General features: G+C 62.9%; 12 protein-coding genes. 8 read left to right on the top strand and 4 right to left on the bottom strand.

All coding sequences use genetic code 11. The annotated features are described in order from the left end of the window. The first annotated feature begins 60 nt into the window (after positions 1-60). On the top strand, positions 61-750 hold the full coding sequence (locus NKJ35_RS07455) for an HAD family hydrolase (RefSeq protein WP_254818468.1): 690 nt from the start codon (positions 61-63) through the stop codon (positions 748-750). A gap of 38 nt (positions 751-788) precedes the next feature. Here NKJ35_RS07455 and NKJ35_RS07450 read toward each other — a convergent pair whose 3' ends face one another. After that, complete coding sequence (locus tag NKJ35_RS07450; protein ID WP_352645937.1) at positions 789-1,487, bottom strand: hypothetical protein; 699 nt, start codon at positions 1,485-1,487, stop codon at positions 789-791. 128 nt (positions 1,488-1,615) lie between these two features. On the opposite strand from NKJ35_RS07450, the gene thrC reads away from it, so the two are divergent. The 4 genes from thrC to NKJ35_RS07430 are packed head-to-tail and all read left to right on the top strand — an operon-like array spanning position 1,616 to position 7,824. Beyond that, positions 1,616-3,013 (top strand): threonine synthase, encoded by a 1,398-nt coding sequence (thrC, locus tag NKJ35_RS07445; RefSeq protein ID WP_352645936.1) that lies wholly within the window; start codon positions 1,616-1,618, stop codon positions 3,011-3,013. Between the two features lie 14 nt (positions 3,014-3,027). Next, the gene (locus NKJ35_RS07440) at positions 3,028-4,320 is read left to right on the top strand and encodes a M16 family metallopeptidase (RefSeq protein WP_292657506.1); all 1,293 of its coding nucleotides are present in this window, start codon (positions 3,028-3,030) and stop codon (positions 4,318-4,320) included. A gap of 15 nt (positions 4,321-4,335) precedes the next feature. Beyond that, complete coding sequence (locus NKJ35_RS07435; protein ID WP_254818464.1) at positions 4,336-4,932, top strand: GNAT family N-acetyltransferase; 597 nt, start codon at positions 4,336-4,338, stop codon at positions 4,930-4,932. A gap of 3 nt (positions 4,933-4,935) precedes the next feature. Further along, complete coding sequence (locus NKJ35_RS07430) at positions 4,936-7,824, top strand: EAL domain-containing protein (protein WP_302895658.1); 2,889 nt, start codon at positions 4,936-4,938, stop codon at positions 7,822-7,824. A gap of 24 nt (positions 7,825-7,848) precedes the next feature. Here the strand turns inward: NKJ35_RS07430 and NKJ35_RS07425 are convergent, their stop codons facing one another. Further along, positions 7,849-8,457 (bottom strand): YqgE/AlgH family protein, encoded by a 609-nt coding sequence (locus NKJ35_RS07425; RefSeq protein WP_254818656.1) that lies wholly within the window; start codon positions 8,455-8,457, stop codon positions 7,849-7,851. Positions 8,458-8,604: 147 nt separating this feature from the next. Between NKJ35_RS07425 and NKJ35_RS07420 the strand changes: the two genes are divergently transcribed. The 3 genes from NKJ35_RS07420 to NKJ35_RS07410 all read left to right on the top strand — a co-directional run bounded on the left by NKJ35_RS07420 (position 8,605) and on the right by NKJ35_RS07410 (position 10,622). Further along, positions 8,605-9,411: a protein-disulfide reductase DsbD domain-containing protein gene (locus tag NKJ35_RS07420; protein ID WP_352645933.1), complete on the top strand. Its 807-nt coding sequence runs from the start codon at positions 8,605-8,607 to the stop codon at positions 9,409-9,411. A gap of 82 nt (positions 9,412-9,493) precedes the next feature. Next, the gene (locus tag NKJ35_RS07415) at positions 9,494-9,994 is read left to right on the top strand and encodes a peroxiredoxin (RefSeq protein WP_352645931.1); all 501 of its coding nucleotides are present in this window, start codon (positions 9,494-9,496) and stop codon (positions 9,992-9,994) included. 148 nt (positions 9,995-10,142) lie between these two features. Then, complete coding sequence (locus tag NKJ35_RS07410) at positions 10,143-10,622, top strand: DUF2938 domain-containing protein (protein ID WP_352645929.1); 480 nt, start codon at positions 10,143-10,145, stop codon at positions 10,620-10,622. A gap of 18 nt (positions 10,623-10,640) precedes the next feature. Here the strand turns inward: NKJ35_RS07410 and rnhA are convergent, their stop codons facing one another. Both rnhA and NKJ35_RS07400 read right to left on the bottom strand, forming a co-directional pair. Next, complete coding sequence (gene rnhA, locus NKJ35_RS07405) at positions 10,641-11,180, bottom strand: ribonuclease HI (RefSeq protein ID WP_352645927.1); 540 nt, start codon at positions 11,178-11,180, stop codon at positions 10,641-10,643. Continuing rightward, the gene (locus NKJ35_RS07400; RefSeq protein ID WP_352645925.1) at positions 11,177-12,139 is read right to left on the bottom strand and encodes a homoserine kinase; all 963 of its coding nucleotides are present in this window, start codon (positions 12,137-12,139) and stop codon (positions 11,177-11,179) included. Before NKJ35_RS07400 ends, rnhA begins: the two co-directional genes overlap by 4 nt. Positions 12,140-12,141 lie beyond the last annotated feature (2 nt).

Genomic DNA, 12,141 nt, shown 5'->3' with positions numbered 1-12,141 from the left:
GCCTGAGCCGTTTTGACCAAGGCCTCTCCGCATTCCCCTCATCCCGCTTCCCGGATCACCATGCCCCAGCCAGATCTTGTCATCTTCGATTGCGACGGCGTGCTCGTCGATTCCGAAATCATCGCCGCGCGTATCGATGCCGAGCTTTTGACCTCGGCTGGCTACGAGATATCGGCCGAGGAGATCTCCGAGGTCTATGCCGGGCTGACATTCAAGGACATCATGATGCGGGTCGAGGAAAAGTCCCGGATCCCGTTCCAGGCCTCCCTGATCGACAAGGAGGAACAGCTTGTCGATCGTAGGCTGCGCAGCGACGTGCGTGCCATTGACGGAGCGCACGAAGCTGTCGCCGCGGTAGCAGTGCCGCGCTGCGTCTGTTCGAATTCGCGTTCTGAGCGGATCGAATTCATGCTGGAGAAGGTGCAGCTTTTGCCGTTCTTTGCCGGCCGGATCTTTTCCTCGCTGGAAACCCCGACCGGGAAAACCAAGCCGGCGCCGGACGTGTTTCGGTTCGCCGCGGAAAAGCTCAAGGCCGATCCGGCGAACACCTTTGTCATCGAGGATTCGGTGCATGGCGTCACCGGCGCCAAGACGGCGGGAATGCGCGTCATCGGCTTTACCGGCGCGGCGCACAGCTATCCCGGCCACGCCGATGCGCTGACCGAGGCCGGCGCGGAAACGGTCATCCGCCGCTGGGCGGAACTGAAAAGCGTGATCGCCGCGCTGTCGGAATGGTCGGCGGACGCGTGAGAGGCCGCCTCCAGCCGCCGTGGCGCGAATGCAGCGGCTTAGTTGGTCGCGGCGGCTTTCTTCTTCCTTGGCTTGTCTGTCGCTACTTTCGGAGCGCCCTCGTCATACCCGGCATATGCCTGGTAGTCCTTCGCCGTCGGCTCCGGAACGACGACGTTGGAATCGGTGAAGACGAACTGTGTGGCACTCGAAGGATCGGTAACCTGGACCTGATAGGAGTGAAGCTGCGAATAGAGGACTTCGGTGCCGTGCATCACCGCGATGCGGATCGGCATGGTGATGGTCCCGGGGGTGAACATCGGGCCAGGCACGACCTTGCCGGCGACGGCTATCTTCATCGACAAGGAGCCGTTGGCGCGGCTGCAGTCGCGGGTCACATCGGTAATCGAAGCCTGATAGATGATCTTGGCGGAATCGTCCGGCTGATCGACGCCTGCCGCGCCCGCTGCCGGCTGGGCGGCTTCCTCGGCGGGGACATCGGTTTTTTTCTTCGGCTTCGGACCGCTCTTGGCGTAGGTATTGAAGAAGGCGGTGCCGTCACGCAACGTCACTTTCGGGCAATAGGCCTGCAGCTGGCTGGAAAGCACCTTGGGATCGGGTGGCGGTGGCGGCGTCGTGTCCTTCTTGCCGAAGCCGAGAATACCATTGTCGCTCGATTGGCAGCCTGCGGCGGCAAGCATAAAGCCGGCGAGCCCCAGACCCGCGACAAAACGACCGTTGAATGAATGAAACGCCATGAACTGCACTTCCCTCTCGCAAAGCCGGTGACGTATATCAACCGCGCGGCAAAAATGCGACTGAGCCAGCGCAGAAATCCACCACCTCGCGGCGGGCGAAAATTCCCGACAGCAATGGAAACGCGACGATGCAATATGTGAGTACCCGCGGGGAAGCGCCCGCGCTTGGATTTTCCGACGCGGTGCTGGCCGGACTGGCGCGCGACGGCGGGCTCTACCTGCCGAGCGCCTGGCCGCATTTTTCAGCAGCCGAGATCCGCGCCATGCGCGGCCTTGCCTATCCCGATCTTGCCATCCGTGTGCTGTCGCCGTTCCTCGGCGGCGAGATCGCGGCGCCGGTGTTCGAACGGCTGGTGCGCGAAGCCTATGCGAGCTTCCGCCATGAGGCCGTCTGCCCGCTGGTGCAGACCGGGCCGAACAGCTTCGTGCTCGAGCTCTTCCATGGCCCGACGCTCGCGTTCAAGGACGTGGCGATGCAGCTTCTTGCACGGCTGATGGACCATGTGCTGGCCGAGCGCGACCAGCGCGCCACCATTGTCGGCGCCACCTCCGGCGACACCGGAGGGGCCGCCATCGATGCCTTTGCCGGGCGCAACCGCACCGACATCTTCGTGCTTTTCCCGCATGGCCGCGTCTCGCCGGTACAGCAGCGGCAGATGACGACCTCGACCGCCGCAAACGTCCATGCGTTGGCGATCGAAGGTAATTTCGATGACTGCCAGGGCCTGGTGAAGGACATGTTCAACGACCACGGTTTTCGCGACCGGGTATCGCTGTCGGGCGTCAATTCGATCAACTGGGCCCGCATCATGGCCCAGATCGTCTATTATTTCTCCTCCGCGCTGTCGCTCGGCGCGCCCGACAGACCGGTTTCCTTCACCGTGCCGACCGGCAATTTCGGCGACATCTTTGCCGGCTATGCCGCCAAGAAAATGGGGCTGCCGATCGAACGGCTGATCATCGCCACCAACGACAACGATATTCTGGCGCGCACACTGGCGACCGGCGAATACCGCATGAAGGGGGTCTTTTCGACCACGTCGCCCTCGATGGACATCCAGGTGTCTTCGAACTTCGAACGCTTGCTGTTCGAAGCGTCCGGCCGCGATGCCTCGACCGTGCGGCGCTACATGAACGGGCTCAAGCAGTCCGGCGCCTTCACCATCGAGGCTGGCGAAATCGCCAAGATCCGCTCCGAATTCGACGCCGGCCGCGCCACCATGGACGAGGTCGCCGCCACCATCCGCACCACACTTGCGGCGAGCGGCTATCTGATCGACCCGCATACGGCCGCGGCCATGCATGTGGCCGCCGGCAAGGCTGCGGGTGAGGTGCCGATGGTGGTGCTGGGCACTGCGCACCCGGCAAAGTTTCCGGCCGCCGTCGAAGCCGCCAGCGGCGTGTCGCCTGCCCTGCCTGCATGGCTAGGCGGGTTGATGAGCGCCGAGGAAAAATACACGGTACTTCCATCCGACCTGAAAATGGTGGAAGATTACCTCGGCCGCCACACGCGGGCGGCGCGTTAGGGAGTAATTGCCATATGGGTGTTGAGGTAAGCCGTCTGTCGAACGGCCTGACAGTCGCCACCGAAACCCTTCCAAGCCTCGAATCTGTTGCCCTTGGCGCCTGGGTCAAGTCGGGCGCACGCAACGAGCGTGACGAAGAGCACGGAATGGCGCACTTGCTCGAGCACATGGCTTTCAAGGGCACCAGGCGGCGAAGCGCCTTCGAGATTGCCTCGGAGATCGAGGACGTCGGCGGTGAGATCAATGCCGCCACCAGCGTCGAGACGACCTCCTATTATGCAAGGGTTCTGAGCGACGACGTGCCGCTGGCGGTCGATATTCTTTCCGACATCCTGCAGGAATCCGAATTCGATCCGCAGGAGTTGGAACGAGAGCAGCATGTGATTTTGCAGGAGATCGGCGCCGCGCACGATACGCCCGACGACGTCGTTTTCGATCACTTTACCGAGACCGCCTTTCGCCACCAGACTATCGGCCGCTCGATTCTCGGCACGCCGGAAACCGTTAAATCCTTCACTTCGAAGCAGTTGCACGACTTCATCGAACGACAGTACGGCGCCGAGAACATGGTGATGGTGGCGGCCGGCGATATCAAGCACGACGATTTCGTGCGGGAGGTGGAAAAGCGTCTCGGCAGCTTCCGCGGCAAGGCCGACGGCACCATCCCGCAATATGCGCAGTATGTCGGCGGCGATTTTCGCGAGGATCGCGACCTGATGGACGCCCAGATCGTGCTGGGTTTCGAGGGCCGCGCCTATCACGTCCGCGATTTCTATGCCTCCCAGGTCCTGTCCATGATCCTCGGCGGCGGCATGTCGTCGCGACTTTTCCAGGAAGTCCGCGAAAAACGCGGCCTGTGCTATTCGGTCTATGCCTTCCATTGGGGTTTTTCCGACACCGGCGTCTTCGGGGTCCATGCCGCGACCGGACAAAGCGATATTGCCGAGCTGGTGCCTGTGATCATCGACGAGCTGCAAAAGGCCGGCGAAAACATCCTGCAGGAGGAGCTCGACCGGGCGCGGGCCCAATACCGCGCCGGGCTGATCATGTCGGCCGAGAGCCCGGCCAGCCGCGCCTCGCAGATCGCCAGGCAGTTGCTTCTGTTCGGCAGGCCAATCGCCAAGGAAGAGCTGATGGAGCGCCTGTCGGCGTTGACTGTCGAGCGGCTGACGGATCTGTCGTCCCGGCTTTTTTCGACCAAGCCGACGCTTACAGCTGTCGGGCCGGTGGGTACGCTCGCGCCCTATGAGGCGATCCTCGATTCGCTTTCGGGCACGCAGACCACTGCCCGTAAGCTTGCCGTCTAAGCCCATTCGAGCATCGTGTTCGCGCTCCCTTTCTTTCGCCGCGACCTGCCGGCACTGAAGGGCGAGCTGGTCACGCTGCGCGTGCCGCTGACCAACGACTATCGCGAGTGGTCGGTGCTGCGCAGTGAAAGCCGCGCCTTCCTCGAGCCGTGGGAGCCGCGATGGACGCCTGACGAGCTCGACCGCACGGCGTGGCGGCACCGTATCGGCCGCTACCGCGAGGACTACGCGCAGGGGACGGCGATCGCCTTCTTCATCTTCGAGAAAAGCAGCGGCAAGCTGGCCGGCGGTATCACCCTCGGCAATATCCGCCACGGGGTCGCCCAAAGCGGCCATATCGGCTACTGGATCGGCGAGCGCTTCAGCGGACGCGGGCTGATGACCGATGCCGTCAAGGTGGTGACGCGTTTCGCCTTCGAAACGCTGCGGTTGCACCGGATCGAAGCTGCCTGTATCCCCGATAATGCCCGGTCGATCCGCGTGCTTGAAAAAGCCGGATTCCGGCGCGAAGGACTGCTACGATCCTATCTCAGGATCAACGGCATCTGGCAGGACCATTACCTATACGCCCGAATCGCGGACGATCCGCCGGGCGTTGGAACAAAGGACTGATTTTTGACGAACTTTCTGCGCAACGGGTCGCTGCTTGCCTTTATGCTGGCGGCAATCGTCACGCTCTGCGCGGCATCGTCGGCGTTTGCGGTCGAACCGATCAAGATTGCCCGCGACGACGTGGCGCTCGACCTTTCGGGTGCCGTCGCAATCTACCGCAACCAAGGCGAGAATTTCCAGGTCTCGACGGCACCCGGCCCGGACGGCATCGTGCGGCGCATCGAGGTCGAGGCCAATGACGCGCGCTCGACCGGCGACTGGGCGGTGTTCGCGCTCGCTAACACCACCGACCAGCAGCTCGACAGGCTGATTGTCGCACCGCATTTCCGGCTGGTGAATTCCGGCCTGTTCTGGCCGGATCTCGGCTCGACCCGTATCGCTGCGATCACGCCCAGCGAAGGCTTTGCGCTCGACCGCCAGACCAGCCCCGACGCCGACGTGTTCCGGGTGACGTTGAACCCCGGAACGGTGATCACCTTCATCGCCGAGCTCGCCTCGCCCAAGCTGCCGCAGGTCTATCTGTGGGATCCTGAATCCTACAAGGACTCGGTCAATTCCTACACGCTGTTTCGTGGCATCGTCATCGGCATCGCCGGCCTGCTGGCGCTGTTCCTGACCATTCTTTTCGTCGTCAAGGGGACCTCGATGTTCCCGGCGACGGCGGCCCTTGCCTGGGCGGTGCTTGCGTATATCTGCGTCGATTTCGGCTTTCTTAACAAGATCATAGAAATATCCCCGGGCAACGAGCAGATGTGGCGCGCCGGAACGGAGGTGGCGCTTGCGGCGACCTTCGTGGTGTTCCTGTTTGCCTATCTCAACCTCAACCGGTGGCACGGCCATTTCAGCTACGGCGCGCTGGTCTGGATTCTCGGGCTGGTGCTGATCGCCGGCGTCGCCATCATCGATCCGGCGGTTGCCGCCGGCATTGCCAGGCTGTCCTTCGCAGCCACCGCACTGACGGGGCTCGGCTTGATCATCTTCCTCGGTATCCGCGGTTACGACCGCGCCATCATGCTCGTGCCCAGTTGGGTGATGGTTCTGCTGTGGCTATGCGGATCGTGGATGGCGATCACCGGCATGCTGGACAACGATATCGCCCAGCCGGCGCTGGGCGGCGGGCTGATCCTCATCATCCTGCTGATCGGCTTCACGGTGATGCAGCACGCTTTTGCTGGCGGCGCCCTGCATCAGGGCCTGTTCTCCGATCTCGAGCGGCAGGCGCTGGCGGTTGCCGGATCGGGCGATACTGTGTGGGACTGGGACGTGCTGCGCGACCGCGTCGTCACTCGTCCCGACGTCAGCATTCAGCTCGGCCTTGCTCCCAACAGTCTCGGCGGTCCCGCCCGCAACTGGCTGCCGGTGCTGCATGCCGACGACCGCGACACGTTTCGCACGACGCTCGACGTGGTGCTCGAGCACCGGCGTGGCCGGGTGTCGCAAAACTTCCGCCTGCGCGGCGCCGACGGGCACTATCACTGGTTTGCGCTGCGCGCCCGGCCGGTGATCGGCTCGGACGGCGAGGTCATCCGCTGCGTCGGCACCATGGTCGATGTGACGGAGCAGAAGAAGTCCGAGGAACGGCTGCTGCACGACGCCGTGCACGACAATCTGACCGGCTTGCCCAACCGCGAGCTGTTCATGAACCGGCTGGAGGCGATCATTTCGATCGCCCGCACCGAAGAGAAGGTGCGCCCGACCGTCTTCGTCATCGACATCGATCGCTTCAAGCAGGTCAATGACGGGCTCGGCATCTCGGCCGGCGATACCATCCTTTTGACCATAGCGCGGCGGCTGCACCGGCTGCTCAAGCCGAAGGATTCGCTGTCGCGCTTTGCCGGCGACCAGTTCGCGCTGATGCTTTTGTCGGAGCAGGATCCGGCTCGCATCGCGGCCATCGCCGATGCCATCAAGCACGCCATCAACAACCCGATCACCTTCGCCAAGCGCGAGATCGTGCTGACCGCCTCGATCGGGCTGATCACCTGGACGTCCACGCAGACCTCGGCCGAGGACATGGTCAAGGATGCCGAGCTTGCCATGCATCAGGCCAAGCGCTTCGGCGGCGACAGGATCGAGCCGTTCCGGCCCGCCTTCCGCACGGTCGGCACCGACCGGCTGCAGTTCGAGTCCGACCTGCGCCGCGCCATCGAGCGACGCGAATTCACGCTTGCCTATCAGCCGATCGTGCGGCTCGAGGACGGCAGCGTTGCCGGCTTCGAAGCGTTGCTGCGCTGGGACCATCCGCGGCGCGGCATGATCCCGCCGGCGGATTTCATTCCGGTTGCCGAAAACTGCGGCCTGATCGTGCAGCTTGGGCTGTTCGCCATGCAGCAGGCTGCCGAAGACCTGGCGGGATGGCAAAAGCAGATCGGCGATGCGCCGCTGTCGGTCTCGGTCAATCTGTCCAGCCGCCAGCTCATCCGCCGCGACCTGGTCAGCGACGTCCGCTCGGTGATCGCGCGAGCCAACCTGAAACCGCGCTGCTTCCGGCTCGAACTCACCGAATCGCTGGTGATGGACAATCCCGAGCAGACCGCCCATGTGCTGACCAAGCTGAAGCAGCTTGGCATCGGCCTGTCGCTGGATGATTTCGGCACCGGCTATTCATCGCTGGCCTATCTGACGCGCTTTCCGTTCGACACCATCAAGATCGACAAGAGCTTCGTCGACGACGCGACGCCGAAACGCGCGGTGCTGCTCAAGTCCATGGTCAACATGGCACATGAGCTCGGCCTGTCGGTCGTTGCCGAAGGCATTTCGGACGAGAGCGATGCGCTGGAGCTGCGGCAGATGGGCTGCGAATACGTGCAGAGCTTCATGTTCGGCGCGCCGATGCCCGGCGACCAGGTGCTGAAGACGCTGAAGGAACAGTATCCGCTCACTCAAGCGTGACAAGTTTCGGGGACGTGATGAGGCTCAGGCGTGACCGGCAGCCAGGCTGAGATGCGCGAGATCGATGCCGATCGAGGCAAGGATCCGGTCGTATTTGCGGTCGATGTCGGCGTCGAACAGAAGCTCGGCACTTGCCGGGCAAGTCAGCCATCCATTCTCGGCGATCTCGTTTTCAAGCTGGCCCGCGCCCCAGCCGGCATAGCCGAGAGCCATCAGAGCCCGCCGGGGTCCGCGGCCGGAGGAGATGGCGCGCAATATGTCGACGGTCGCGGTCAGGCAGACGTCGTCGGAAACGGCGAGCGAGGATTCCACCCGGTAGTCGCCCGAATGCAGGACGAAGCCGCGGCTGCGATCCACCGGTCCGCCATTGCGCACGACGAAGTCGCGCGCCGGCGCCGGCAGTCGGATCGCCTCCATCTCATTCATGATGCCAAGTTGCACGAGCAGGTCCGGAAACAGCATCTGCTGCGTCTGGTTGATGATCAGCCCCATCGCGCCTTCGTCGCTGTGCGCGCAAATGTAGATGACAGAGCGCGTGAAGCGGTCGTCCTTCATGCCGGGCATGGCGATCAGGAACTGGTCGTCGAGAAAGCCGGGTCCTGTGGCCGTCCTTTTATGGCGCAACAAATCCATGGCCACAGCGTAACGCGTTTCCGAAGCCTCGAAAAGATGGGCGGCGCTCGATTTGATCAGGCTCGTAAATCGAAGGTCACGCAAATATGATGCCGGCCGCGTCATGAAATCATTGTGCGGCCATCAACGGACGATCAAATCACCGTCATGCAAAGCTTGAAAATCCTGCTGCTTGGTGTGGCCATTGGATCGGCGACTGGCCTCCCAGCCGCAGCCTCCTCGTCGGCCTGGTATAACAGCGAAGGCGGCAGGGTGAGGCTGGTGACGAGCGGCAAAGCCGACGAGGCCGGACGTCTCCAGGGCGTCCTCGACATTGCGCTGAAGCCTGGCTGGAAAACCTATTGGCGCGATCCGGGCGATGCGGGCGTGCCGCCACAGATCGACGTCTCGGCCAGCACCAACATTGCCGACGCGACGCTTTTATTTCCGCCGCCGCAGCGCCATGACGACGGCTATGGCAAATGGGCCGGCTACGACCACCCGGTTTCGTTGCCGGTGACGTTCACGCTTGCCGCGCCCGGCCAGCCGGCCGTCATCGATGCGGACATTTTCCTCGGCATCTGCGAAACCATCTGCATCCCGGTGCAAACAAGACTGACCGTCGATCCCGGCGCCGATCCGGACAACGCCGAGGACGCGGCACTGGTCAAGGCAGGCCTTGCCACCCTGCCCGCCACGGCAACGCCCGATTTCGGCATAAATGTACTGCCGGGCGATCACGAAACGCTGATTGTCGAAGCGAGCGTTCCGGGCAGCCCCGAGGGCGCCGACTTCTTCGTTGCCGGCGAACGCGACTACATGTTCGGTGCCCCGGCACGCATTGAAAAGGATGGCAAGCTGATCTTTACTGTGCCGATCCTCGACAGGCCGTCGACCACGCCAACGGATGGCGGCCTGCACTACACACTGACAAGTGCCGCAGGCGCGGTCGAAGGCCTGTTGCCATTCCCGTGATGCCAACGTCTGGACGGTTGCCGGGCGCGCCTTAATTCGCTATCGCAAGGACACTCCCTTCCATTTCCAAACGAGGACCATCATGACGATCTCCGTTGGCGACAAACTGCCCAATGCGACCTTCAAGACAATGACCGCCGATGGTGCAAAGCCGATCACGACGGGCGAGATATTCTCAGGAAAGACGGTCGTGCTGTTTGGCGTTCCAGGCGCTTTCACGCCGACCTGCAGCAACAATCATCTGCCCGGCTACCTGGACAATTACGACGCCATCCTGGCGCGCGGCGTCGACACTATCGCCGTTGTCTCGGTCAACGATGTTCACGTCATGGGGGCTTGGGCCCGCTTCAGCGGCGGTGAAGGCAAAATCCTTTATCTTGCCGATGGCAATGGCGATTTCGCCAAATCGGTCGGCCTCGACGCCGACCTCTCCAGCGGCGGCATGGGGCTGCGCTCGAAGCGTTTTTCGATGATCGTCGAGGACGGCAGGGTCACCGCACTCAATGTCGAGACAAAGCCCGGCGTCGACGAATCCGGTGCGGCTCACATTCTCGGACAGCTTTCCGTCCTGGCGACAGCTTAGGCCTGGGACGGCGGCGGGGCGCCTTCGAGCGCTCAACGTCCAAAGGACGCTGACTTTTGCATCGGCGCATGATCCTTCCGAAAGCCGACCCGGTTTTCGGGGCCATGTGTCGGCCCTTCGGGACTGCTTGCTTTTGAGGACCTCGATTATGTCTGACATCTTGTGGCGCAGCGTCGCGATCGGCATCGGCGCAACCGCGCTTATGGATGTCTGGGCGATTTTCCTGAACAAGGCCTTTGCCCAACCGCGGCCGAACTGGGGGCTGGTCGGCCGCTGGGTCTGGCATCTCAGGGAAGGCAAGGTCTTCCATGACGACATTGGCAAGGCCTCGCCCTACCTGCATGAATCAGTACTTGGCTGGACCTTTCATTATGCTGTCGGTATCGTCTACGGCATCATACTGGTCGTGCTGGCCGGGACGGCCTGGCTCACCGCGCCGACCTTCCTGCCGGCCTTTATCCTCGGCATCGTCACCGTCGGCGCCGGGTGGTTTCTGCTGGCGCCCGGCATGGGTGCCGGCTGGGCCGCTTCGAAGCGGCCCAATCCGATGCAGGTCCGCGCCCTCAATCTTGTGTCGCATACGGTGTTTGCCATCGGACTGTTCGGCACCGCCCTCCTGATCCGCTGACACGCCAATTCAACCGGATCAATAACTCTGGGTCGAGCGCCGAACCTTCTTGGCCGCCGATTGCCTGGACTGGGTGCCTTCCTTCGGCGGCACGGACGCGAGCACGGCTTTCGCCGACTTCGTCTTGAATGGCGCCATGCCGAGCCGCGCCAATTCGTCGGCGCGCTCGTTCTCAGGATGGCCGGCATGGCCCTTGACCCAATGCCAGGTGACCTGATGGCGGTTGCGCGCCGCGTCGAGCTGCTGCCACAGCTCGGCATTCTTCACCGGCTGCCGGGCGGCGGTCTTCCAGCCGTTGCGCTTCCAGCCATCGATCCAACCGAAAATGCCGTCCTTGACGTAGTTGCTGTCGGTATAAAGGTCGACGACGCAAGGCTCCTTGAGCGCGTTGAGCGCCGAGATCGCCGCCAACAACTCCATGCGGTTGTTGGTGGTCAGAGCCTCGCCACCATGGAGCTCCTTGATGGCGCCGTTGAAGCGCAGGATTGCGCCCCAGCCGCCAGGCCCGGGATTGCCCGAACAGGCACCATCGGTGAAGATTTCAACGCGCTTGGTCATGTCAGTCCATATTCGGAAGGAGAGTTGATCGCCCGGTGGAAGCGCATCCGGCGAATATACTCGGTCGGGTCGCGTTTCATCACCAGCCCGCCGTCCGGAACCGTCAGCCAGTCGTAGAGCCGGGTCAGCATGAAGCGCAGCGCGGAGCCGCGCGCCAGCATCGGCAGCGCAGCTTTCTCGTCACTGCTCAACGGCCGCACGCTTTGGTAGCCGGCAAGCAGCGCCGTGCCCTTGGTCAGATTGAAGGAAAAATCCTTCTCGAAGCACCAGGCGTTCAGGCACGTGGCAACGTCATAGGCGTAGAGGTCGTTGCAGGCGAAATAGAAGTCGATCAGCCCGGACAGTTTCTCGCCGAGGAAGAACACATTGTCCGGGAAAAGATCGGCATGGATGATGCCTTGCGGCAGACCGTCCGGCCAGTTCCGCTCGAAATCGGCGAAATCGGCATCGACCTCGGCCGCCAGTCCCGGCTCGACCTCGTCGGCGCGGGCGCGGGCGGCATTCCACAGCTTGCGCCAGCCATCGATGGCAAGCGCGTTGGGGCGGGTCATCGGAAAATCCGCGCCGGCGAGATGCAGTGCCGCCAGCGCCTTGCCGACCTCGCCGCAATGCGCAGCCGTCGGCCGCCGCAGCGACAGGCCTTCGAGAAAGGTGATGATGACCGCCGGCCGACCGGCAAGTGTTCCGATCACACCGCCATCATGTGCGGTGACCGGGAGCGGACACGAAATGCCCTTTCTGGCGAGGTGAGCCATAAGGCCGAGAAAGAACGGCAGGTCAGCCTTGTCGACGCGCTTCTCGTAAAGCGTCAGGATGTAGGAGCCGCTGCTGGTGTGCAGCAGAAAATTCGAGTTTTCGGTGCCTTCGGCGATGCCCTTGTAGGACAGGAGGTCGCCGACCGGATAGTTCTTGAGGAATGCGCCGAGCTCGCCCTCGTTGACGTCGGTATAGACCGCCATCG

Source organism: Mesorhizobium sp. M0136, assembly GCF_040322515.1.
GTDB lineage: Bacteria > Pseudomonadota > Alphaproteobacteria > Rhizobiales > Rhizobiaceae > Mesorhizobium.
The sequence above is the reverse complement of the archived record's forward strand: the minus strand, read 5'-3'. Positions and strand labels throughout refer to the sequence as shown.